This is a genomic window from Mesorhizobium sp. M7A.F.Ca.MR.362.00.0.0, assembly GCF_004023175.1.
GTDB lineage: Bacteria > Pseudomonadota > Alphaproteobacteria > Rhizobiales > Rhizobiaceae > Mesorhizobium.
Genome location: NZ_RZTF01000088.1, coordinates 1 through 18,932, shown reverse-complemented (window position 1 = coordinate 18,932; position 18,932 = coordinate 1). Strand labels below are relative to the sequence as shown.

Here is an 18,932-nt window from a genome sequence, read left to right as displayed (position 1 = left end):
TTCTGCCAGTCGTCAACGGACCATTGTCGGGCTGATAGCGAACCACGGACCATGACCGGGTTGAGCGGCGCTCAATGCGCTGAGGCCGATAGCCTGCGCAGGTGACGAACACCACGTCGGCAGACTGCGCAAAGCGCATCTTGTCGAGATCGGCTTCAAGCCAATTGGTAGGAAGGGTCATTATCCCGGCAGCTTCGACGGTGACGCTATCCACCCGTTTCAGTTGCTCAAGCTCGGACTGGAAGACAATAAAGAACGAAGCGCCGGTCGGCGTGAAGGCCAGGGAGTGGGCGCCTGTGCGCAGTGTGGTTTCGTTGATATACTCGTCGCCGCCAGACGTTGAACCCACACGAAGGGTCACCGGGCCGCGCTCGATGATGATGCGCAAGGCGTGTTCGGTGCCGATCTGGTTGACCGTCACGGTCTGCGATGCTGATGCTTTCGACCCCCGTGCCAAAGCCGTTAGGTTGAGATAGCCTCCCGAAATGGTAACGGTGGCTCCGGTGGTAGCCGTCTTGGTCCAGTTCGTATCGGATGAGAAATCGCCAGTTGCCACAACGGCGGTGACAGCCGGCCTTGTCACCAGAACATCTTCGACCTTGACCCTCATAAGTTGGTCGGTGAACTCCATCAACGCGGCATCGGTCGCGCCGAACACGAATTCCTTCAGCCGGCAGATATCGTTGCTGTCCGTGGTGGAGAGATATTCCAGACCTGGCCGCATGAAGGCGGGACCGCTGGTGAGCGGAAGGAGATTGGTCTGCGTCTCGGCCGCAAGCCGCATGCGCTGTAGATCGACGCGCGGCAAGTGCTTCTTGTCTTGGACGCCGACATTGAGCGCGTGTAGGTAGGTCGAGACGCGAGGCATCAGAGACCGCGCCGGGTTCCGGAGAGAGGACCGCCCGCAAGCCTGGACTTCACCAGACGGCCGGCAGGGCTCCTGTCCACGCGCTCATCGACGGCATCGAGCGTCTTGGCTTCGGTGAGCAGGGTCTTGAACAGATTGAACAGGTCGTTGCGGTTCGACTTGTCCGAGGAGAGAGGCAGGCCGCATTGGAACGCCAGATAGCAGGCGAAAGCCTGTGCGAATGGCTCGCGCCAGGCGCCGACATTCCAGCCGAACTCCTCATCGTTGGAGATGTAGCGCACATAGAGCGTGTCGCAGTCGGCATACCAATAGCCGGCCTCGTCCGAATATTCTTCGAAGCCGAGGAAGGTTGCTTCCGACGCAATTCCCGCTGTGCGAACCCAGTCGGTCGGCTTGGAGAAGGCATATTGATAGCCGAACAGCGGCTCAACGTCTTCATCCTCGGACAACTGGACCGTGCGGATAGCAAAGTTCCACAAGCCCTTGGCAAGCAGGTATTCGCCAGCCTCCTGCCATACGTCATCAAGCGCATAGCGTGACGGGCTTGCCTCTGTCAGGCTGGACAGGCCGGCGGCATTGCCGAGGTAGCGCAACGCTGATTTGTAGATGGAGAGGCGGCTAGCCATGGGTTAGTCCTCTCCAAATAGGAGTTGCTGCTTGGCGCGTTCCATCAACACAAGGATCTCGCCGACGTTGGCATTCCCGGTGACCCAGATTTCGCCGTCTTCAGTCTGGGCAAGAACAGCAAGGCAGGTGAACTCCTGCCCCTTGGCCTCTTCAAGAATCTGGTCAGGATCGAACCTGAAGCTCGCGCCGACTTCGACCGGCTCAAGCTTGACGACATTGCTCACGCGGCGAGACCTTGCGCCTTGGCGGCATGCTCATGGGCAGCCTTCAAGGCATCGATCCGGGTCTTGTGATCCTTGCTGACGACAAGCTGGGGGTCATTGGTCATCGCCCGCCACTTATGGGCCGGAGCAAAATTGACGGTGTAGCCGTCAGGCGGCAGCGGAGCATCGTCAGGGATTTCGTCCGGCTGCTCGACGGCCTTGGGTTTGGTGACGACCTTGTTGAGGTCGATCGCATGCAGAAGAACCGTCTTCACCCAGCCCACGCCGGTTTCGGCAACGAGCAGGTGCAGGCGCCAGGAGCGATCCTCCGGCGTGACGATCACTTCGTCATCGGTCTTCACCTTGGCGAAGACATTGGCCCAGTTGCCGGGGATGGCGACCTCTTCCATGGTCATGGAATTGGGAACGATCATGAGCCTGAGCGTGCGGGTGTAGTCAGCGTTGTTCAATGATGTCTGCGCTGGGATCTTCATGATTTGCCTCATGGTTGGGGAGCGGTTCGGGGGCCAGCAATCTGCCAGCCCCCTCGACCGCAACGGAGGCAACGCCGCAGCCGAAGCCGCAGAGCTGCGTATCAGGTGATCGCGGTGGGAGCCGCGACGGTCGCAGCCGCACCGGAGACCGATGCGACCTGGTAGATTTTGTACTTGGGAGTGCCCACCTGCACGACTTCGAGCAGATCGCCAACGCGCATGCCCTTGGTTACGCCGTCCGAGAAGAACGAGGCACCGATAAGCGTTGCGTTGGATTCGGCGGCGGCATCGTAGTAGTAGAAACGGCGCGGGTAGGCGCCATTTCCAACCGACTGCGTGCTCATCCACAGAGCGTCAGGAACGTATGCCATGTGCTGATCTCCTTACGTGGCAACGAACGCCGAGCCGTCGTGAGTGATTTTCACGATGCCGGTGTTCTGGAGGATTTTTGCTCCGTGGAAGACAGTGGCGCGCGACCAGGACGTGTCCTGCTTTTCGTCGTAGCCGATAGCGATCTTCTCTTCGCCGACGTTCACCGCATAGCCGATGGCATCGCGGTGGAACATGTAGCAAATTTCAGATGCGGTACCGAGGCCGGTGACGCGGCTGGAGACGGCCCAGTTGACGCCCATCCAACGGAACATCTTGCGGACAGGGCCGCCGAACGGCTTGACATCCACGTAGTCGCCCGAAGCGAATTCGGTCGTCTGCATGAGATAGCCACGGAACGCCGGGCTGATGATCGCGAACATGTTGTTCTCGTCTTCAACCGGGATGTCCGCATTGCCGAGGATGGCCTGAGCTCCAGTCACCGTCGCCAGCGAGCCGGTGCCGGTGCCGAAGTCCTGGGTAGCGTTGGCGAGTTCGGCCAGCAGGGTCAGGTCGATATCGCGGTTGATGACCGCCATCGACGCCGTCTGCATGACGCGCTTCTGGTCGCCCTGGGAGGCGAAGATGTTGAACCCGGTCAGTTCATACGGCGCATGCTTTTCAACAAGCGTCGCGGTGTTCTGCGAGTTCGTGGGATTGCCGTAGGGGATGAGACCGTTGGTCCCACGGGTGACGGCGGTATCAGTTCCGGAACCGGAAACGAGGAACGTGGCCTGGTTGCCACTGATCACTGCTTCCTTGGTCGTCATGGCCTTGAGCAGGCTCACGCGCTGCTCGAAAGCCCCGACGAACTCTTTCCGATACTGAATCATTGCGGCTTCGATAGCCATGATCAGTCTCCTTTGGAGTTTGTGTGAGGGTTTTGGAGCCGCTGTCGTGCAGGGTGGCCGTAAGCGTTCCAGGGCCTTTGCAGGGGTGGCCGGTAGCTAGCGGGGCTTCACGTCATAGGCAGGTAGACTTGCCGGCTCGGGGCCGTTTCCGGGGTGGCCGATGGGCAATAAAAAGCCCCGCCGAGGCGAGCCGTTCATTCTCTGACAGGTGCCAGGAATTCTTACTTGCGGCGCTTCAACTCCTTTTCGAGGATCGCCGCATATTCGACATCGAGCTTCTTCTCGTAGTACTCGTCGGTGCCGATGATTTTTTCGATCTCTTCCTTGCGGGCAGTGTGCTTGCGCTCGCTGTCGCTAGTGGTGAAAGCCATATCGCCGAACTTCTCCCGGCCCATGTCGGCGGCCCACGAGATGAATTCGGGCAGGTCGCCAAGACGCTTGCCGCCAATACGCGCTTCGGCGAACTTGGCGCCTACGCCGGGGATGCCTTCGATGAAGCGGTGCGCTATCGTGGTGTTGGCCTTGAACTCCCCGTGCGCCCAATCCTTGCGCAGGGCGTCTTCAGCCTCTTCCGAGGCAATCTTGTCATCCTGCGACTGCTTGGCCTGTGCAGCCTCAGCCATGTTCACGTACCATTCCGAGGCGATTTCCACGACATCTGGACGGGCGCCCTTCTGAAAGGCGAATTCCGTGAAGCTGTTGAGGATGGGCTTGTCGTCATCGACCATGCGCTTCTGCACGGCCTCTGGTAGTTTGTAGCCGGTGGCGTCGTCGGGGATGCCTTCAGCCTTTCGCCATTCCGCCATGGCCTTTTCGTCTTTGCCATCCGGTTTGGGAAGCCGCTGCTGGCCGGAGCGAATTGTGGCCTGTGCCTCACGAAGCGCCCGCGCTACACCCTTGGGAGATGCATAGCGGGCGATCGCCTTGGCAACGTCATCATCGCCGCCGGCCATTTCATCGCGCCAGCTATCGCCCCAGGCTGATTTGACTTCGGTCTTAACCTCGTCAGACGCCTTCGTGTCAGTCGTGGTCGTTGCGGTGTCCGCAGTCTTCGCCGCCTCTGTGGTGGCTGCTGTGGTCGATTGCGTGGTGGTTTCGGCCGCTTTGGTGTCGGTCGTGGTCTCAGCGACCTTCTCGACCGTTTCGGTGGTTGCCTCAGTCATTGGTTTGCCTCTTGCCTCGAACTGGTTTGGGTCCGTTCCCCTCAACTGCCTTGAGCGCTTCAGGACGCGTCATCTTGACGATCTGGTTGCCGACGAACCGTCTGCCCTCGGCAAAGGCCGTGGCATGGCTGTCCTGCTTGCGATAACTCACGTCATAGAGGTTGCTGGCCTGCTGGATGATCCAGTCCATGGCCGTCTGCTGCTGGCCTTCGTTGGCCTTACCGGCGATCAGGGCGCGTATCGCCATGAGGATGTCTTTGTCGTATGGCGCGGGTGCGTGGGCTTCACTCACTGAGTGCGCGCTCCAATTGATCACCGGTCATGCAGTTCATATTGCGCGGGTTGTCGGAACATGACGGTTGGCTGGTCGCACAACCGGTCAACAGCGCGAGAGCAAACAGCAGTTGCTTCTGGCGAGGCAGCGCGTCCCACGTTTCGCGGTAGGCTCGGACCACTTCCTTGCCAAACACGTCTTCGAAACTCACGCGGCCACCGCCGGCTGCTGGATCATGCCGGCCTGCTGGAGCGCCACGGACGCATCGGCTACGCTCTTGCCCACGTCTGCCCCGCCCTTGAGCGCAGCAGCAGCCTGTGTAAGCCCGTCGATGGTGTTGGACTGGTCGGTTGCCGCCTGTGCGGTCTTTTCATCGTTGAACCAGTCGGCCGGAGCCTGGGTGCCGCGAACGGCATCCTTGGTGGCTTTCTTCCAGTCGATGAGCGTGGCAACCGTCTTGTCGATATTGGCAGCGCCAGCGACGATCTGGAGCGATTCCTGAAACGCCTGCACGTTCTGCCTGCCCTCGGCAGTGTTCAGCGGGCCTTCGAATGTGAACGTCACATCAGCATCGGAGAGCGCCTTGGGCATCTCATCGATCTTGAAGGCGTTGTTCCTGACTGCCATCTGGAAGCCGATGTCGAGCAGCGGCAGGTGATATTCGCTCTCGATTGGGCCTGTGAACGGCAGGATTGCCCGGCGATACTCTTCAAGCCTGGCTTGCGTTTCAAAGGCTGTTTTCTGCTGGGGCGGCAGATTGATCTTGTTGAGCAGGAAGGATTCCGCAATGAGGTTGCGAACGTCCTGCTTCATTTCCATGCCGACGCTCATGCCGCTGGACGGCTGCTCGAACATGATGGCGTCCTGAAGCTTCTGGTCAGCTTCAAGATCCACATAGGTCAGTCCGCCGGCATAGCGGTTCAACTCGCGGAATATCTCGCCACGCCCGAAGATGGGCGGGTCAACAGCCTTTTCGCCCTGCTCCAGAAGGATTCGAGCGAGGGACTGAAGCATCCTGCCATCGGGCAGCGCATTGATCGTGGCCGGGCTGAATGCCTGCGGGAAGTTGGAGACCGTGCGCCACCGCGGAATGACGTAGTTGAACACCGGCAGCGGGCCTTCGCTCAACACCGTCTCATGCTCGCAGTCGATATAGAGCGAGCAGAACGGGCTGTTCTTGTACTGGCGGCGCTTGGCCTTGTCGTCGCCGTAAATTTCTTCGAACGGCAGGACGATATGCCTGACCTTGAATTCCTTGGCCGGCTCCTTCTGCGCCGCGAGCAGAACATCAGCGTGCAGATTGCCGGCCCATGCCTTGCGCATTTTCATGTTGCGCGCCGTCATCGGCATGTTGCGCTGGTTGTGGTCGATCTTGCCGACCGCATTCACCATCCAGGCGCATTCCTTGGGATGCCAGGTGCGGAACAGGAAATGTGTGCGATCCGGGCTTTCCTCAACCGACAGGACCGGATTGCCGAATGCTACCCAGTCATGGTCAGCTTCGTTCGTGGCCCTGACGAAATTGGCGCGGCGATCATAGACCAGCCTGCGGAAATGATTTGTCGCATATTCCAGCCAGCGGGCATTCGCCGGATCTTCATCGATCTCATCAAGGCCAGTCTTGACCGCGAACCACTCGCCCTGACGGAGCAAGGCGCCAATGGTATTACCCAGTGTTTCACGTGACTGGACGGTGAACGAATCCATCAGATTGGAGGAGAAATCATCGCCCAGCGTGAAGGACGTGGTGAAATCCGCGCGCATCGGATAGAAGTTCTCGGCGATCTCCTGACACAGCGAATGCCATTGCTCCTTTTTGGAGAACAGCTTGTCGCCGATCGAGACCAGTTCCTTGGCGCGGGAATCCATATGGATTAGCCAGCCGATCCGAGCAGCGAGTTGCCATAGCTCGACGTGCCGGCCTCACCCCCACCAGTGGGACGCGACAGCACGGTTGAGGCGCGGCCGGTGCGGGACGCGATCAACTGCTTCTGGCGAGCGTCTGCGGCCCGCGACGAGGCATCGTCCGGCACAGGCATGGCTTTGGCCGCTTCCGGTTCCGGCTTTTTGGGGAAGAGAAAACCCATCAGCGTGATCCTTTCATGTTCGCATGCCCTCGATTGACCACCGGGCCGCTTGTGCCTCGGTAAGCCTGTGGGCGGTTCTTCATCTTGGCGTATCCGACATTGACGATGGGAGCCTGGCTTCCAAGCTCACCGTGTCGCTTCTTCGTCATGCCGGGAAACAGCGAGGCCAGCCCCCAGATCATTGCATCGCCACGATCCGGGCTGCGAGAGCCGACATATCCGGCCGTTGTCATGGCGCAGAGCTGGTCTTCCAACTCAGGGAAGTAGCCTACCAGGGAAACCTTTTGCTGCTCGAACAGGGCTGCGATCGGCTCTGCCCGTGCTATCTTGCCGCGAGAGGCCGTGACCTCGTTGTATGGAACGATGGAGCCTTGCCGGTTCGAAGCGGCCGAACGGATGATCTCCTTGACCATTGCGCCGCCGAAATTGCTTTCCGCCACGATGCAGTCGGCATCCCAGCGATCATATGCCGAGACAGCCGCCGCACCCCACTGCGCGGGCGCCATACGGCCGGAGATGTCCTCCAGAACGTATCCCCTGCCGTCAGTGCCGAGGCCGCAGACGACAATGCCAACCTCATCGGAACGCTTGTCTTCCTCGCCAGAGACCCCGGAAGGATCGACGGCGACGACAATCCGCACCATCTCCGGCACTTTCTCGTCTACGATGCGCTGCTGGTCGAGCAGTTCCATCGTCCACAGAGCGGAGTCCGACATGTCGGCGAACTGGCCGAGCCAGAAACGCCGGCGCATCGCCTCCGACATGCCTTGAAGCTCCTCCAGATACGAGGCCGGGAGATTGGCTTCGTTGTCCTTCGGGTTCATGCTGATGGCGGCGAAGTTCTCAGGGTTGGCCAGCGCCGTACGCCGGTCCGGGTCTCGCTTCTCAACGAACAGCCGGTAGGTCCAATGAGCCATTCCGGGAGGGTTGCAGTCGTAGTAGGTCTTGAGCCGCAGCGGCGTCTTTTGCGCCAAGCGGGTCATTGCCATGTTGCGGGAGGCATACGGAATCTGCGAACACTCGTTCAGATAGAGCGTTGCATATTCCTGTCCGAGGATCTTTTCCGTCCGTTCCTTGTCATCCAGGCCGCCGAACCAGACTTCAGAGCCGTTCGGCAGCGTGTAATACCAGTCGGTCTTGTCCAGTTTGCAGTTCGCCGCAACGCCTGGGAAGCAGAGTTCCATGACCTTCGGCAGCGTGTCGAGGATGATCGATGCCTTGATGTGGTTGAACCGATAGCGGAGGATCGCGTGCCGGCTTTTGTGAGCCAGAGCCCTGAGCAGCACCGCGCGGACGAACCCGAACGTTTTCCCCGAACGGGAACCGCCATAGGCCATGATATGCGTGGCATCAGTGGAGGCGAGTTCGACCTGAGCCTTCTGTTTGGCCGTCAGTTGGAATGTCACAGCAGGCCGGCGTCCGACGATTGAATCGTTACTGTCACCGCGCCGCTTGTTTCCTGCTTGTCGGCAAGGCCCAAATCGCGGGCAATTATGTTCGCGTTCAGCAGGTCGGCGGATGCGCCCTCGAACTTCTGGGTGCGGATAATTTCGTCTATGCGCGTTGTGATCTCACCAAAACCATCGCGCTGTTTGTATTCCGACCATGCCTGCTGACTGATATCGAGGAAGATGCAGAGGCCGGTAATAGTCATCGCTCGCATCTTGGCGAGATTCTCGACCGTCACCACGCCTTGGAACGCGAAGGGTTTAGCCTCCCACAGCGGGTTGGCTTCTACCCATTCGAAATATTCGCTGGCCCCTGCCCATAAATCGTCAGGTGACGCGAAGATTGGGTTTCGTCCGTGCGAACTGCGCGCCTTCCAGAATTCATTGCCCTTGGGAGCAGCCATGGCTTGTTGCCTCCAAGCCTGTTCAGATGCCGGTGATTGTCGCGAGAGCCTGAAGCACTTCGGCTTGCGTTTCAGCCTGTGTTCTCTTCTCGGCTACCGAGACAGCCACAGCGATCTGGCGGCGCACCTCTTCCTGTGCCTTGCGCTGTTGTGCAGGGTCAGTTTTGGTGCGCCGCTTCTGGATCAGGTTCATTAGGCCTTGACGACCATGAACGAGATGACCAGCGTGCCGTTGACGGCGGCTGCGGCTGCAATGTTCTGGATCGTGATGACGACAGAGCCGGCGGCGGGAAGGACATCCGCAACCGTGACGATGCCGGTTGTCGCCGTACCCTTGCCGACCGAGACGTAAACCTGGTCGGCTGCCGCAATCTTTGAATTGGTCAGGGTCAGGACGTGGGTCGCGGCAGCAGCCGTGGTAAGGGCGCCAGTGGTGATCTTGCCGGACGCCTTGTTGAGTGTTGCGGTGCCTGTGCCGCCGGTGCCGGTCGCGGTTGCCGTCTTTGTGCCGCTGTCCAGGCTGACAGACCCCGCATCGTGGCGGAGGGTGTCGTTATCATCGAAGCCGAGCTTCTTGCCGTAGAGCGAGTGAAACATGGTGGTATTCCCTTATGATTGCTGTTGCTTTGGGGTTTAGGTGAAGTCGCCAACGCCGATGACGCTGACACCAGCCCCAGTGGTGACCTTCCAGCCAGCACCGGTAGCCTTCAGCCCAATCTCAACGGTATAGGTGCCTATGCCGCCGCCGGGGCTGTTCGGGAAGACGGTGATTGCCGATCCGGCGCCGTCCTTGATCTGCACTTGCGCGGTCGCTGCGGTGGCTACGACAATGATCAGGCGCGTGAGATAATCGCCGATGGCTCCGGTTGCACCGAGAACCTGATCCGTTGCCGACGCTGCAACGGTTTCGTATTCACCGTTGGACAGCAGTTCGTAGACCGCACGGATTGAATCGCGCGAGACGCCAGCAGGCAGAGCCATGTGCGTTAATCCTTCAGGGAAATTGGGATGAGGTCAGCCGAACTCTTCCAGAATCGTGACGTGATCCCTCAGCAGCCTGATCAATGCCGGGATGCTCATCGAGGTGGCACAGAGATGAATGGCGCAATCGAGAAACTGCCTGGACTGTTCCGCTTTGAACAGTGCGGCTTCGCGTTCCGCTATCTCGGTGATCTGGCGGGGTTCAGGCATTGGTGGCTTTCTGAATGAGTTATGCTCCGCGCCCGGCTTTGTGGCCACGCCACCAGTCGCATCATGTGCTCATGACTGCCTTGCCTGAACCCGAGGGCGGCAGGGGACGGAGCTTTGTCCAACGGGGTGTCGGTAATCTTCCGAGTGACCGTTCGTTGGCGCATTGCTGTAGGGCTTTGCCGGCGGCAGAACGCTGTGCGACTGCGCTTATCCCAACCCGATGCGTTTCGACGCGACGGATGATGACCGGCAAACTGATGAATTTTGGCAAAATGTTGCTAAGGCGCGGAGCCGTGAAGCTCTCCGCTGAGTTGCACCGGGACGTGTCCCCGTCGCGCGCAAATCACCTTTGCGTAAATTAACCACTGCTCGGTTAATAGTCAAGCGGCGTCCGCGACAAGCTGAATGGCATCCATGGGCACTGAAACCTCAGCCTCCAGGCTGGCAAGCAACACCCTGAGTTGCCCTTTGCGGCCGGGGCCTAGCGTGGTGGCGTAGCGGCCCTCTCCGTGGCCTTTCATGATCTCGACAAGGCTTCCGGGCGGGAATACCTTCGCTGCTCTCTTGCGGGTAAGCTGGCGGGCTTTGGCGGCCCTTTCTTCCACCAGCCTGTCAAATTGCAGAGCGGCTTCGGCTTCCATCGTGCGCAGGAGCAGGATATCATCAACCCTGATGGGCATCGGCTTGCCCATGGACCGCACGACGCTCGCGACACCGGGAGTCTCTTCGAGGTCTGCCCAGCGCTCCACGTCCTGCACGAAGACATAGCCGAGGAGCAGAGCAAAGCGGCGTGGCTTCCACAGGTCTGTTTTCTTGCGATCCCGCACAAGGCGCTTTTCCACCGGCATGTAGTGGACGAACCGCGCATTCGATAGGGAGCGCTCAATCGCAGACACGTCAGGATCTAGGCTTGGAACAATCCGGTAGCCCTTCCCTCGTGGCCGACCATCAAGCCCGAGCGCTGTCGGCTCGACAACATACTCACGTTGGGGCATTTGGGCGCCTGGAGCCGTTCGTATGGCGTACCATGTCATATGTCTGCGTCCCCGCGTTGAAAGGGTGGGTGTTGGGGTTTTAGGGTTTGCGACCGTCAAAGATGCAGTCGGTCACCATCATGCCTTGATTGCCGTATGGCTCGAAATGCATGATAGCGCCTGGGTTGCTCGGGCCGAACGACAGGGCGCAATTACGATCCCATTGCCAAGCCTTCACGCCGGCAATGAGCATTGGCCCGGCATTCCTGGACCTTATCGTGCCATCGTTGGCGAGGTCAGTGTTGAGGATGACCATGTCGCCAAACGCCAAGAACCGGAGTATCCGATGGCGCAGCCTCATGACGCTACCCTGGCGCGCGAGATAGCCGCTTCCACGTATTCTGCGATGATCTCGGCCAACCGATCGGCTTCAAAATCGTGAAGGCTGATCGGATCACCCATGTCTGTCGTCGGCCTGAATTCCTTGAAAAGCCGGCGGGCCATGTTTTGCCTGGCTGCGTCTTCCGGTACGTCGGTCATTCTACTGTTCCGTGGTTTCTGCGGGAGAGAGCGGAGCGGCCTTAGAAAGTACGCGTTGGGCCGCTACCATGGCATTGCGCCGGCGAATCCGCACAAGGTCAAACCCAACCAGCAATGGCAGCCTGTTGCGCTCCTGATGGCAGGCAATGCAGTATAGCACCGACGTATGGTCGCGCTCGAACCATCTTCCCAGCTTTGGCATGGAAATACGGTTGTCGTGTGCCTTGATCTTGTACATGGCTTCATTGCGCGCCAGAACCGCTATTCGCATGCGGCTCTTGCTCGCCAAGAGCATCACGTTGATGCTGTGCGCCCTCGCCACCACACGCACAACTTCCCGATAGACGGCGGGCATTCCTCGGTCATTGAAGACCCTCATGCCCTCCCGGTTGAATTCATCCATCGCGGCTTGCGTTCTGGTGACAGGATCGATCTTGTGAGCCCATCGACGCTCGTGCCTGGTTTGTGGCTTGCGTACCGGAATGGTGCGGCGCGGGCCTTCGTATCCAGCATAACTGATCAGATGCATGTGAAACTCCTACGCTTGTTTTCTTTTGCCGAGCGAGATCTGTTCAAACGGCGGGCCATAAACCGTCCCTGTCTCCGCGCACCAGCCGCCACCGGCCGGGATCTGCCCCATTTTGGACATCGCCATAAATTCCGGGTGGCCGATTTTCTCGTGAAGGACGGGACAGTCTTGGAACTTGGTGAGCGCCTTCTGGCGGAGGATTTCGAAGGGGCGCAGATGGTCGTTGCGATAATGGACGAGCTGCTTCGGCTTCCTCGCCAGTGTGTCGATGATGTCCTGGCGCTTCCGGGCTTCGGTGACGAACTCCGCGATCGCCGGGGCAAAGGTCTTTGACTGCGCCTGCACGTCGCCCATGGTGAACCTCTGCGCTGCCTCAGTGACGGCTTGCGGCGAAAGGCCCTGCAAAACCGCCTCGTAGGTTCCCATCGTCAGATCCGGATTGCCCGTGCCCTGTGGAAACGAGTTCAACATCCCGACGACTGCCAAATACGCTCTCTGGTCCATTGAATTTTTCCATGGCTACGTCTGCAAAATTGCGTTTGCCGGTTGTCTTTGCTGCCTTGCGCATCCAGTCAGCCTTGAACCCGGTCCAGCCTCGAATGATCATTTCCTCGGCAGCCGCGTTCGGGTCCGGGCAGAGTGCGAACTGTTTCGCCAGCAGCTTGGCAGCGAAGACCGTCAGGGCACATTTCTTGGTCTTGCGGTGATCTAGGACGGCTTCTGCATGATCAGCGTCCAACACCGTCAGCAGCGCGTCTAGGATGGCGTGGCGTGTCTCTAGGCTCATGCGGCCTCCAGTTCGATGCGAACGCTTCCGCCTTTGACAACGGCTTCCCGGCGAATGGCGATCGACCACTTGCTGTCATCGACGCCTATGAAATCGGCGACACCATCAAAATACGCCTTGCAAGCAGAGAGCATGTTGTCGTCGTCTCTGGCGTGGGCAGTGGGCGGCGCGAAAACTGCGGTAACGCGAAGGGCTTGGGGGATGTCCGGGTCATTGGGCCGGATGCCGGCGATCTTGCAGGCCCAGGCCGCTGCAATGCGAGCTTTCTTCGTAGCGCGCGCCTTTGCTGCCCAATGAGGTCGAGCATTGGGGCGAAGCTCGTTTGCCGGCCATGGGAGGTCTATGGCTATCATGCTGCCCTCGCTTGGAGGATGGCGCGGCCTATTAGCTCTGGGATCGCGGGGATTACGGAATTCCCGTGGGCGGCAATTTCGTCCAATTCTTCGGGAAGCCCATCCACCATTCCGTTAGCCTGGCCGGCAGGGTTTCGCCCGTAGCCATCTTGAACAAGCGAGCTAAACCAGCGCTGAACGTCTCTCCACCCGGTGTCAGGCGGCGAGGTATGCCATTGGCGTCGTATCTGTAGCGCATGTTCTCTGTCAGGATATTGCCCTGAGAACAGCCGTCCGATTTCGTCACAGTGGGCAACAATCCAGACCCGATCGCGGTCGTGCGGGGCGCCAACTCGGGAAGCCTGTATGCAATGCCATTCCGCATCGTACCCGAGCGCGGCCAGGTCTCCGAGAACTCGGCCCATTCCGTTACCAAGGAGCGCTGAGACGTTTTCCAAGATGACGAATTTTGGTCGTAATTCGCCAGCAAGTCTGGCAATCTCAGACCATAGCCCGGAACGCTCGCCATCCAGTCCAACGCCCGATCCCGCGAGGCTGATATCCTGGCATGGGAATCCTCCTGTGATGACATCCATGGCAATTCCGTCTGCGGCGAGGCGGTCGGCACAGAGTTCGCGGACATCTTCATAGATCGGTACCCTAGGCCAATGTTTCGCCAAGACGCGGCGTGGAAACGGTTCGATCTCGCAGAACGCCACGGTCTCGAAACCGCCAGTGCGCTCCAGCCCGAGGCTAAAGCCGCCGATACCGCTGAAGAGATCGAGGACGCGCAGCTTGCTCATACAGCCATCCACGCCACGCCAGCCCGATAGACAGCGTATGCGAATGCCGCGACCGCAACAGCGAGAACGCCGTACATCCATATGCCGGATGCTTTGGTTTCTGGTTCGTCTTGGGGATGGCCAGCTTGGGAGAGGCGGATATTGTGCTCTATGTCGTTCATGACGCGGCATCCGGCAGCGTCACAGCTTCGACGGTGCATTTGTCCTCGCCGTAGGCTTCGTGGAAGTTCTCGGCTAAAGTTGAGATCGACTTAAAGCCAAGCTCCGCGTCATATCGATGTTTGCCATCAAGGGCCGAACGGGCGTCCTTTTCGCGGAGGAACACCACGCCCTCCGTCTTGCCTTCATTCCATGCGATGAACGCTGTCCTGCTCATGGGTGTATTCCCTCTGTTTGGGATTATGAGGCGGTCAGCTTGCAGCTCTCGGGGTCGATCCCGAAGCGCCGGCACAGTGCGAAGGAATAGGTGCTGCCAAGGCCGAACAGCTCCATGGCAAGCACCCAATTCGGCGAGCGCTGATATCGCCGCGCGCAAATGCGTCTGGCGTTGACAAAGGCGCGGCGCGGATCAATCGCATCCAGCGTGTCGTTCATTCGCTTGTTTTCGGCTTCGCGGTCCATCAGTCATTCCCCTCTTCCAACTCGGGAGCGATCCAGGCCGCCCATCCGGCCGCCCAATCCCTCAATCTCAGGGCGATAGAAATCCTCGTCCGTACGCTCAAGAAGCGCACGATAAGAGGCGGTTTTCTCGATGAATGCGGCATGTTCTTTCCTCGCTTTCTGGAGCAATTCGCGCTCTTCTTTTGCCTTTGCCGCCGCTGTGTGCAGCTCCTTCATTTCCCGGAATTCGACATAGGCGGCCTCGCCGTACCAGAACGCGCGGACGCGCCTCTCGGTCCACTGGTGGCCAGGCTCCCCTCTGTGCGGGAACATATCTGCGAGGCGGTCATAGGCTGCATTGAGGATGGCTTTGACCTTTCCCCTGCCCCCGATATCCGCGACGTACGATCGCGCCAAAGCTACATCTGACATCTGCTTTTTATCCGTGGTTGCGGTGGTTTTTTCCATGATCCTGAACGTTCCTGTGCTGCATGTTGCGGACATGCAGAACGGACAACGAGAGGACAACTGGCGAGAGACTGAGAGTGTTAGCGATGCCGTTCGTCGGCTTTGCAGAGCCATTGACGAACGAAAAGAACGAAGGCTTGCCGGCGGCCAAAATGGTCCGGCAGAAATTCAAGATCCCCGGCAGTATGTCCCTGCGAGCCGGGAGAAAGGCGCTGACGACGAGAAGAGCGCGTTGGGTTCGGGTACGCTCGATCCTCGTCGTCAGCAGTCTACCGTTGCCAACGGGGAGGAGTGTCGTGGCAGCGGATTGGGTGGACGTGCGGGTTTCACGGTAGGCTTGGATTATGTGTCGGAAAAAATCAGTCCCAAGGAGACCGCACGCCCTACTCTGGACGCCTCCCTGACGGGGGTAGATCGCGCTGTGACACGCTCCAGAGGATGCAAATGAGCCGGTCACCGGAAGGGAACCTCCGTTGGCTCGTAGGCGAACTGTTCCGCTTCGAGTTCGCGGAAGGTTTCGTCTTCGGACGGGTTGAGAAGGGCGGTGAAAATGCTGATGTCTGTGGCGCGGTTTTGGACAGGGCGAAAGCGGGATGCCCTGAAAGATTGCTCCCTAACGCCGATATCTCTGTAAGGCCTAGCCTTGTTCACTATCTCGCAAAGGCGAACTTGAAGATGGCCTTGGTTTTCGCTGCGAAAATAGCCGATTTCCCTGATCGTATAGGTATTGCCGGCGACGGGCCCTATTTCGTCGCCATATCCATAGCCTCTACTGGACCAGGTTTTAACGCAAACGACCTTCATTCCAAAGTGCCAATCCTGGTAAGCGCTCATGTGTCTGCCCTCTTGGGTGTGGAGGGGGTGCGGATAGCGTCCTCAAGTTCGCCTTGAAGGGCATTGCGCGCGATCTGTGCGCAGCGATTGCGCTCGGCAAGGATGGCGCGGGCCAGGACTTGGATGGCCTTTGGCGTGTAGGAGCCAGCGAAGTACGCGAGGCTGTTACCTTCGTCGTCTGCGATCGGCGCTTTAACAATAGCGCGCGCGGCTTCGAGGATATCTTCTGGGATGTCGGTCATGCTGCGATGACCTGTGAATGGGCGCGCGAGGCCGGGAGGGGGTTCAGCCCCGCGCTATTCGCTGCCGTCGTAACCGGCTCAGGCAACGAATTGGGATTGTTCAAATGGCTGATGACGAAGACCCAGCGCTGACCGAACCTGCCATCATCATGGATGTTTTTTCCGAAGGCGTGGACATCGAGCGTATCGACGGCGAAGTGCGCTTGGTCGCCTGGGTGACGCATGGCGATGAACATCGCATCGTCAATCGACTGGTTCTGCCGGATGGGATTGCCCGCGCTCTGGCCCGGGATCTTCGGAAAGCACTTGCCTCCGGTAGTAATTGAATTAACTGCACATTCATCAAGATTGGTAACGGCCTGTGCAAAGCGTTTCGGGCGAACCGATTGAATCGTTGCACCGTGATATTTTGGGTGATCTCTTCCGACTTGGGCCAAGAAAACAGGCCCGAACGGGGGAGAATATTTATGGGTATTGTTCTGACCGAACCGGCCATCGTGCCAGACATTTTTGTTTCGGGACGCCTCGAACCCGAGGACTTGGGCGACGGGCTTCTGAGATTCACCTTCTTCTCCAAGCAGAAATCGATCCACGACAACGGCGTGGAAGAACACGTCATTGTCGCCAGACTGGTGATGCCGGCTGCTCTGGTTCTGGCCAACATGCCAAGCACCATGAAGGCGCTGGGTGTAGCCTGTTGCGGTGGGGAGCGATTGAGACTGGCACATTAGGCCACGACCTCCAGCAGAGTGGAGATGGCCGCGACGTAGGCATGATGTGCCGCCTCTGGCGTCGGGAATGTGCCCAGATATTTGTTCTTGCCACCAATCGACGCTTGGGCTTGGAAGCGCCCGTGCCTGATCGTGACACCCTTTGGCAGGCCGATGTTCACGCGGTGAAGAGGCTTGTCCGTCTTGCGGTGGCCTCCCCTTCTGAGCCTCTGAACAACTTCAGCATGGTCGGGGTGATTTTTGCGATAGGGATTGTTCGGCTGGACCGTGCCGTTGTGGATACCTGTGGCGATGTAGACATTGCCTGTGGCATAGTATCCAGCATCGCCGAACCGGCACATCATGTAGCCTTGTCCACGGCCACGCTGCTCCCATTTGCCGGACTTCTGCCAGATATCCCACCACTCCAGAATGGTAAGGTTCCACTCAATGCCGCGCCGTTTAGCGCTACGCTCCTGAGCCCTGTAGGCACCAAGGACGGCCTTCCCGTAGGTAGACCCATTGGCGCGCATCTCTTTGCTCAGAGAGGCAAAGGACTGATAGTCGGCGAACGAACAGCCGTAACGCGCCATGAACTTGGCGTTTTTCTTGGCTTCTGCGCTTTGCTTGCGGGTTACGGCTCGCGCCGACTGGCCGCCGTCCTTGCCGACGATGCCGTGGTATTTCTTCAGGATCTGGCGCACCCGCTCCCGAGTGACCGAGTATACGGCGCCAATCTCTTCAAGCGTTTTGCCAGCCTTGTACATGGCGGCCATCGGCTCGGAACGAGCATCGTTCATGGACGTCCCGGCGTGGCGAAACGGGATGGCATATTCGCGGCCATATTGGCCGACCGTGGCCACCGACAGGCCAAGCTCTGCGGCGGTTTCGGCGCGGGTCAACCCGCGAGACGCACAGTCTCGAATGCTGTTGAGGTTTACTGCGCTCGTCGGCACAGGCAAGGAAGCGCGTTTAGCGTACGTTCTGACCGTGGTCGCTGTAATGCCAAGGAAGTTCGCCGTCTCGGTCTGGTTGAAGCCAGCCGCGAAGCATTCCTTGACGCGCTCGACGCGCTGCTCCCAGAGTTCCGGCCTCACGACGCGGCCTCCAATTCCCCATACAGATCGGGGCGGAGTTCGCCGCGCGGGATGCCGCTTACCCTCTCAACGATCAGCACCCGATCGCTAGGAACGCGATCCCACTGCGAGACCGCGCTATGAGTGATCCCGCACGCCCTGGCGACCTCGGTCAGCCTGCCGCGTCCTTCGTTGATCCAAGTGGTAAGTTTTTCCATGATGGCTGCGACGTTAGCGTGACTAACGCGGCTTGTCTACAAAAATCGTTAGTTTGGCTGTCTTGCCCGAAAAAAAGTGCCGGAAGAAAATGCAAGGATGGCTAAACAGGCCCGACAAAACACCAAGGAACGCAGGCCAGTCCGACATTATGTCAAGGAATGGCGGGTGTACCGTGACCTGACCCAAGACCAGCTCGCCGAGCGGGTCGATCGTTCGCGCGGCCTGATTTCTCAGATCGAAAGCGGCACGACCGAATTGACAGAGGAAATGGTCTATGCACTGGCGGACGCTTTCCGCCACACGCCAGGCGACGTCTTCAGGGTCAATCCCTTGAAAGAGGGCACGGTGGTCGATATCACCGATGCGCTTCGTGGCCAGCCCGCCGACTTGCAAGCCGAGGCGCTTGGCTTCGTTCGCGGAATCGTTGGCGGCCGTAAGCAATAACCAATCTTCCGTAGAGCTAAATCTAAAAGGTTCTGAAGGTCGCGAGAGGTGGGGTTCCGGCCAAAGCTTCCCCCTACCCCATGGCATTGCCACAGAGCCGGGGGAAACCATGGGCCGATGTCCTGAAGGCCTGAGCCGGTAGGGGACACGTACCAGGACGCCTCTCGGCAATCCGTCCTTACTTTCAGGCAGCACGCTAGGACTTTCGCTTCCAGCGCCTTCGGCTTCACCTGCAAGGGGAATTGCACCCCCGTCGCCGATTCTTTCGCTAACGCTTCTCTCACAAGCCGGCGACCTCTTCAAGAAAAATAGTTAGTCAGCCTATCGCTTTTCGCGGTACATCGGGTTCGGCTGTGGTAGTGTGACGAACGAAACGAGAGGAAACTCTCATCAAC

Annotated in this window: 37 protein-coding genes; 4 read left to right on the top strand and 33 right to left on the bottom strand. The window is 59.1% G+C overall.

The annotated features are described in order from the left end of the window. The 29 genes from EOC06_RS13980 to EOC06_RS13855 form a co-directional block, all read right to left on the bottom strand. Nucleotides 1-808 (bottom strand): hypothetical protein (locus tag EOC06_RS13980; protein ID WP_206631187.1); only part of this gene is annotated, 808 nt, incomplete at its 3' end. A gap of 59 nt (nt 809-867) precedes the next feature. After that, nucleotides 868-1,494 (bottom strand): hypothetical protein, encoded by a 627-nt coding sequence (locus EOC06_RS13975; protein ID WP_128308040.1) that lies wholly within the window; start codon nt 1,492-1,494, stop codon nt 868-870. Nucleotides 1,495-1,497: 3 nt separating this feature from the next. Beyond that, complete coding sequence (locus EOC06_RS13970) at nt 1,498-1,719, bottom strand: hypothetical protein (RefSeq protein ID WP_128308039.1); 222 nt, start codon at nt 1,717-1,719, stop codon at nt 1,498-1,500. Beyond that, on the bottom strand, nt 1,716-2,192 hold the full coding sequence (locus EOC06_RS13965) for a hypothetical protein (RefSeq protein WP_128308038.1): 477 nt from the start codon (nt 2,190-2,192) through the stop codon (nt 1,716-1,718). The genes EOC06_RS13970 and EOC06_RS13965 overlap by 4 nt, the downstream gene beginning before the upstream one ends. 101 nt (nt 2,193-2,293) lie before the next feature. Beyond that, nucleotides 2,294-2,563 (bottom strand): hypothetical protein, encoded by a 270-nt coding sequence (locus tag EOC06_RS13960; protein ID WP_128308037.1) that lies wholly within the window; start codon nt 2,561-2,563, stop codon nt 2,294-2,296. Between the two features lie 12 nt (nt 2,564-2,575). Next, on the bottom strand, nt 2,576-3,412 hold the full coding sequence (locus EOC06_RS13955) for a phage capsid protein (RefSeq protein ID WP_128308036.1): 837 nt from the start codon (nt 3,410-3,412) through the stop codon (nt 2,576-2,578). Nucleotides 3,413-3,633: 221 nt separating this feature from the next. Next, complete coding sequence (locus EOC06_RS13950; protein WP_128308035.1) at nt 3,634-4,575, bottom strand: hypothetical protein; 942 nt, start codon at nt 4,573-4,575, stop codon at nt 3,634-3,636. Continuing rightward, a complete protein-coding gene (locus tag EOC06_RS13945) occupies nt 4,568-4,867 on the bottom strand; it encodes a hypothetical protein (protein WP_128308034.1) in 300 nt (99 codons plus the stop codon). Before EOC06_RS13945 ends, EOC06_RS13950 begins: the two co-directional genes overlap by 8 nt. Then, a complete protein-coding gene (locus EOC06_RS13940; protein ID WP_128308033.1) occupies nt 4,860-5,060 on the bottom strand; it encodes a hypothetical protein in 201 nt (66 codons plus the stop codon). Before EOC06_RS13940 ends, EOC06_RS13945 begins: the two co-directional genes overlap by 8 nt. Beyond that, entirely contained in the window at nt 5,057-6,718 is a 1,662-nt protein-coding gene (locus tag EOC06_RS13935; RefSeq protein WP_128308032.1) for a portal protein, read from the bottom strand. The genes EOC06_RS13940 and EOC06_RS13935 overlap by 4 nt, the downstream gene beginning before the upstream one ends. Before the next feature lie 5 nt (nt 6,719-6,723). Then, nucleotides 6,724-6,936 (bottom strand): hypothetical protein, encoded by a 213-nt coding sequence (locus EOC06_RS13930; protein WP_128308031.1) that lies wholly within the window; start codon nt 6,934-6,936, stop codon nt 6,724-6,726. Further along, nucleotides 6,936-8,342, bottom strand: coding sequence for a phage terminase large subunit (locus EOC06_RS13925; protein WP_245469580.1), 1,407 nt, complete (start codon nt 8,340-8,342; stop codon nt 6,936-6,938). Before EOC06_RS13925 ends, EOC06_RS13930 begins: the two co-directional genes overlap by 1 nt. Next, entirely contained in the window at nt 8,339-8,788 is a 450-nt protein-coding gene (locus tag EOC06_RS13920; protein WP_128308030.1) for a DNA-packaging protein, read from the bottom strand. The genes EOC06_RS13925 and EOC06_RS13920 overlap by 4 nt, the downstream gene beginning before the upstream one ends. A 22-nt stretch (nt 8,789-8,810) precedes the next feature. Further along, a complete protein-coding gene (locus tag EOC06_RS40150) occupies nt 8,811-8,981 on the bottom strand; it encodes a hypothetical protein (protein ID WP_164898571.1) in 171 nt (56 codons plus the stop codon). Further along, nucleotides 8,981-9,385, bottom strand: coding sequence for a hypothetical protein (locus tag EOC06_RS13915; protein ID WP_128308029.1), 405 nt, complete (start codon nt 9,383-9,385; stop codon nt 8,981-8,983). The genes EOC06_RS40150 and EOC06_RS13915 overlap by 1 nt, the downstream gene beginning before the upstream one ends. Before the next feature lie 36 nt (nt 9,386-9,421). Continuing rightward, nucleotides 9,422-9,769, bottom strand: coding sequence for a hypothetical protein (locus EOC06_RS13910; protein WP_128308028.1), 348 nt, complete (start codon nt 9,767-9,769; stop codon nt 9,422-9,424). Nucleotides 9,770-9,802: 33 nt separating this feature from the next. Further along, complete coding sequence (locus EOC06_RS40145; RefSeq protein WP_164898570.1) at nt 9,803-9,979, bottom strand: hypothetical protein; 177 nt, start codon at nt 9,977-9,979, stop codon at nt 9,803-9,805. 380 nt (nt 9,980-10,359) lie between these two features. Beyond that, nucleotides 10,360-10,974 carry a transcription termination/antitermination protein NusG gene (locus tag EOC06_RS13905; RefSeq protein ID WP_245469579.1) on the bottom strand — a complete coding sequence of 205 codons (615 nt, stop codon included), beginning with the start codon at nt 10,972-10,974 and terminating at the stop codon, nt 10,360-10,362. Between the two features lie 79 nt (nt 10,975-11,053). Continuing rightward, nucleotides 11,054-11,269: a hypothetical protein gene (locus tag EOC06_RS13900; protein WP_128308026.1), complete on the bottom strand. Its 216-nt coding sequence runs from the start codon at nt 11,267-11,269 to the stop codon at nt 11,054-11,056. 41 nt (nt 11,270-11,310) lie between these two features. Further along, on the bottom strand, nt 11,311-11,493 hold the full coding sequence (locus EOC06_RS13895) for a hypothetical protein (protein WP_128308025.1): 183 nt from the start codon (nt 11,491-11,493) through the stop codon (nt 11,311-11,313). A 1-nt stretch (nt 11,494) separates the two neighbouring features. After that, complete coding sequence (locus tag EOC06_RS13890; RefSeq protein WP_128308024.1) at nt 11,495-12,022, bottom strand: helix-turn-helix domain-containing protein; 528 nt, start codon at nt 12,020-12,022, stop codon at nt 11,495-11,497. 9 nt (nt 12,023-12,031) lie between these two features. After that, the gene (locus EOC06_RS13885) at nt 12,032-12,448 is read right to left on the bottom strand and encodes a hypothetical protein (protein ID WP_128308023.1); all 417 of its coding nucleotides are present in this window, start codon (nt 12,446-12,448) and stop codon (nt 12,032-12,034) included. Further along, nucleotides 12,396-12,809 (bottom strand): hypothetical protein, encoded by a 414-nt coding sequence (locus EOC06_RS13880; RefSeq protein WP_128308022.1) that lies wholly within the window; start codon nt 12,807-12,809, stop codon nt 12,396-12,398. Before EOC06_RS13880 ends, EOC06_RS13885 begins: the two co-directional genes overlap by 53 nt. Further along, nucleotides 12,806-13,162, bottom strand: a complete 357-nt coding sequence (locus tag EOC06_RS13875; protein ID WP_128308021.1) for a hypothetical protein — start codon at nt 13,160-13,162, stop codon at nt 12,806-12,808. The genes EOC06_RS13880 and EOC06_RS13875 overlap by 4 nt, the downstream gene beginning before the upstream one ends. After that, a complete protein-coding gene (locus EOC06_RS13870; RefSeq protein WP_128308020.1) occupies nt 13,159-13,944 on the bottom strand; it encodes a DNA cytosine methyltransferase in 786 nt (261 codons plus the stop codon). Before EOC06_RS13870 ends, EOC06_RS13875 begins: the two co-directional genes overlap by 4 nt. Next, the gene (locus EOC06_RS40140) at nt 13,941-14,105 is read right to left on the bottom strand and encodes a hypothetical protein (RefSeq protein WP_164898569.1); all 165 of its coding nucleotides are present in this window, start codon (nt 14,103-14,105) and stop codon (nt 13,941-13,943) included. The genes EOC06_RS13870 and EOC06_RS40140 overlap by 4 nt, the downstream gene beginning before the upstream one ends. Beyond that, nucleotides 14,102-14,320, bottom strand: coding sequence for a hypothetical protein (locus EOC06_RS13865; protein ID WP_128308019.1), 219 nt, complete (start codon nt 14,318-14,320; stop codon nt 14,102-14,104). Before EOC06_RS13865 ends, EOC06_RS40140 begins: the two co-directional genes overlap by 4 nt. A 23-nt stretch (nt 14,321-14,343) precedes the next feature. Continuing rightward, nucleotides 14,344-14,565, bottom strand: coding sequence for a hypothetical protein (locus EOC06_RS13860; RefSeq protein WP_128308018.1), 222 nt, complete (start codon nt 14,563-14,565; stop codon nt 14,344-14,346). Nucleotides 14,566-14,568: 3 nt separating this feature from the next. Further along, nucleotides 14,569-15,012 carry a hypothetical protein gene (locus EOC06_RS13855; protein ID WP_128308017.1) on the bottom strand — a complete coding sequence of 148 codons (444 nt, stop codon included), beginning with the start codon at nt 15,010-15,012 and terminating at the stop codon, nt 14,569-14,571. On the opposite strand from EOC06_RS13855, the gene EOC06_RS13850 reads away from it, so the two are divergent. Then, the gene (locus EOC06_RS13850; RefSeq protein WP_128308016.1) at nt 15,011-15,460 is read left to right on the top strand and encodes a hypothetical protein; all 450 of its coding nucleotides are present in this window, start codon (nt 15,011-15,013) and stop codon (nt 15,458-15,460) included. The genes EOC06_RS13855 and EOC06_RS13850 overlap by 2 nt on opposite strands. 5 nt (nt 15,461-15,465) lie before the next feature. Here EOC06_RS13850 and EOC06_RS13845 read toward each other — a convergent pair whose 3' ends face one another. Both EOC06_RS13845 and EOC06_RS13840 read right to left on the bottom strand, forming a co-directional pair. Continuing rightward, entirely contained in the window at nt 15,466-15,846 is a 381-nt protein-coding gene (locus EOC06_RS13845; RefSeq protein ID WP_128308015.1) for a hypothetical protein, read from the bottom strand. Next, nucleotides 15,843-16,088, bottom strand: a complete 246-nt coding sequence (locus EOC06_RS13840) for a hypothetical protein (RefSeq protein WP_128308014.1) — start codon at nt 16,086-16,088, stop codon at nt 15,843-15,845. The genes EOC06_RS13845 and EOC06_RS13840 overlap by 4 nt, the downstream gene beginning before the upstream one ends. A 104-nt stretch (nt 16,089-16,192) precedes the next feature. On the opposite strand from EOC06_RS13840, the gene EOC06_RS13835 reads away from it, so the two are divergent. Then, complete coding sequence (locus EOC06_RS13835) at nt 16,193-16,414, top strand: hypothetical protein (RefSeq protein ID WP_128308013.1); 222 nt, start codon at nt 16,193-16,195, stop codon at nt 16,412-16,414. A gap of 141 nt (nt 16,415-16,555) precedes the next feature. Then, nucleotides 16,556-16,819 (top strand): hypothetical protein, encoded by a 264-nt coding sequence (locus tag EOC06_RS13830; protein ID WP_128308012.1) that lies wholly within the window; start codon nt 16,556-16,558, stop codon nt 16,817-16,819. Here the strand turns inward: EOC06_RS13830 and EOC06_RS13825 are convergent. Beyond that, nucleotides 16,816-17,895, bottom strand: a complete 1,080-nt coding sequence (locus EOC06_RS13825) for a sigma factor-like helix-turn-helix DNA-binding protein (protein WP_128308011.1) — start codon at nt 17,893-17,895, stop codon at nt 16,816-16,818. The genes EOC06_RS13830 and EOC06_RS13825 overlap by 4 nt on opposite strands. Then, nucleotides 17,892-18,092, bottom strand: coding sequence for a Cro/CI family transcriptional regulator (locus EOC06_RS13820; RefSeq protein WP_128308010.1), 201 nt, complete (start codon nt 18,090-18,092; stop codon nt 17,892-17,894). The genes EOC06_RS13825 and EOC06_RS13820 overlap by 4 nt, the downstream gene beginning before the upstream one ends. A 97-nt stretch (nt 18,093-18,189) precedes the next feature. Here EOC06_RS13820 and EOC06_RS13815 point away from each other — a divergent pair, with 97 nt between their 5' ends. After that, complete coding sequence (locus tag EOC06_RS13815; protein ID WP_128308009.1) at nt 18,190-18,537, top strand: helix-turn-helix domain-containing protein; 348 nt, start codon at nt 18,190-18,192, stop codon at nt 18,535-18,537. The last annotated feature ends 395 nt before the right edge of the window (nt 18,538-18,932 follow it).

Coding starts and splice junctions, on each gene's coding strand:
- EOC06_RS13815 (WP_128308009.1), top strand. CDS start 18,190: ATGGCTAAACAGGCCCGACAAAACACCAAGGAACGCAGGCCAGTCCGA.
- EOC06_RS13975 (WP_128308040.1), bottom strand. CDS start 1,494: ATGGCTAGCCGCCTCTCCATCTACAAATCAGCGTTGCGCTACCTCGGC.
- EOC06_RS13875 (WP_128308021.1), bottom strand. CDS start 13,162: ATGATAGCCATAGACCTCCCATGGCCGGCAAACGAGCTTCGCCCCAAT.
- EOC06_RS13855 (WP_128308017.1), bottom strand. CDS start 15,012: ATGGAAAAAACCACCGCAACCACGGATAAAAAGCAGATGTCAGATGTA.
- EOC06_RS13820 (WP_128308010.1), bottom strand. CDS start 18,092: ATGGAAAAACTTACCACTTGGATCAACGAAGGACGCGGCAGGCTGACC.
- EOC06_RS13905 (WP_245469579.1), bottom strand. CDS start 10,974: ATGCCCCAACGTGAGTATGTTGTCGAGCCGACAGCGCTCGGGCTTGAT.
- EOC06_RS13835 (WP_128308013.1), top strand. CDS start 16,193: ATGGCTGATGACGAAGACCCAGCGCTGACCGAACCTGCCATCATCATG.
- EOC06_RS13890 (WP_128308024.1), bottom strand. CDS start 12,022: ATGCATCTGATCAGTTATGCTGGATACGAAGGCCCGCGCCGCACCATT.
- EOC06_RS13870 (WP_128308020.1), bottom strand. CDS start 13,944: ATGAGCAAGCTGCGCGTCCTCGATCTCTTCAGCGGTATCGGCGGCTTT.
- EOC06_RS13900 (WP_128308026.1), bottom strand. CDS start 11,269: ATGGTCATCCTCAACACTGACCTCGCCAACGATGGCACGATAAGGTCC.
- EOC06_RS13880 (WP_128308022.1), bottom strand. CDS start 12,809: ATGAGCCTAGAGACACGCCACGCCATCCTAGACGCGCTGCTGACGGTG.
- EOC06_RS13860 (WP_128308018.1), bottom strand. CDS start 14,565: ATGGACCGCGAAGCCGAAAACAAGCGAATGAACGACACGCTGGATGCG.
- EOC06_RS13965 (WP_128308038.1), bottom strand. CDS start 2,192: ATGAAGATCCCAGCGCAGACATCATTGAACAACGCTGACTACACCCGC.
- EOC06_RS13885 (WP_128308023.1), bottom strand. CDS start 12,448: ATGGGAACCTACGAGGCGGTTTTGCAGGGCCTTTCGCCGCAAGCCGTC.
- EOC06_RS13850 (WP_128308016.1), top strand. CDS start 15,011: ATGATCCTGAACGTTCCTGTGCTGCATGTTGCGGACATGCAGAACGGA.
- EOC06_RS40150 (WP_164898571.1), bottom strand. CDS start 8,981: ATGAACCTGATCCAGAAGCGGCGCACCAAAACTGACCCTGCACAACAG.
- EOC06_RS13840 (WP_128308014.1), bottom strand. CDS start 16,088: ATGACCGACATCCCAGAAGATATCCTCGAAGCCGCGCGCGCTATTGTT.
- EOC06_RS13865 (WP_128308019.1), bottom strand. CDS start 14,320: ATGAGCAGGACAGCGTTCATCGCATGGAATGAAGGCAAGACGGAGGGC.
- EOC06_RS13935 (WP_128308032.1), bottom strand. CDS start 6,718: ATGGATTCCCGCGCCAAGGAACTGGTCTCGATCGGCGACAAGCTGTTC.
- EOC06_RS13895 (WP_128308025.1), bottom strand. CDS start 11,493: ATGACCGACGTACCGGAAGACGCAGCCAGGCAAAACATGGCCCGCCGG.
- EOC06_RS13960 (WP_128308037.1), bottom strand. CDS start 2,563: ATGGCATACGTTCCTGACGCTCTGTGGATGAGCACGCAGTCGGTTGGA.
- EOC06_RS13830 (WP_128308012.1), top strand. CDS start 16,556: ATGGGTATTGTTCTGACCGAACCGGCCATCGTGCCAGACATTTTTGTT.
- EOC06_RS13930 (WP_128308031.1), bottom strand. CDS start 6,936: ATGGGTTTTCTCTTCCCCAAAAAGCCGGAACCGGAAGCGGCCAAAGCC.
- EOC06_RS13950 (WP_128308035.1), bottom strand. CDS start 4,575: ATGACTGAGGCAACCACCGAAACGGTCGAGAAGGTCGCTGAGACCACG.
- EOC06_RS13845 (WP_128308015.1), bottom strand. CDS start 15,846: ATGAGCGCTTACCAGGATTGGCACTTTGGAATGAAGGTCGTTTGCGTT.
- EOC06_RS40140 (WP_164898569.1), bottom strand. CDS start 14,105: ATGAACGACATAGAGCACAATATCCGCCTCTCCCAAGCTGGCCATCCC.
- EOC06_RS13910 (WP_128308028.1), bottom strand. CDS start 9,769: ATGGCTCTGCCTGCTGGCGTCTCGCGCGATTCAATCCGTGCGGTCTAC.
- EOC06_RS40145 (WP_164898570.1), bottom strand. CDS start 9,979: ATGCCTGAACCCCGCCAGATCACCGAGATAGCGGAACGCGAAGCCGCA.
- EOC06_RS13955 (WP_128308036.1), bottom strand. CDS start 3,412: ATGGCTATCGAAGCCGCAATGATTCAGTATCGGAAAGAGTTCGTCGGG.
- EOC06_RS13915 (WP_128308029.1), bottom strand. CDS start 9,385: ATGTTTCACTCGCTCTACGGCAAGAAGCTCGGCTTCGATGATAACGAC.
- EOC06_RS13920 (WP_128308030.1), bottom strand. CDS start 8,788: ATGGCTGCTCCCAAGGGCAATGAATTCTGGAAGGCGCGCAGTTCGCAC.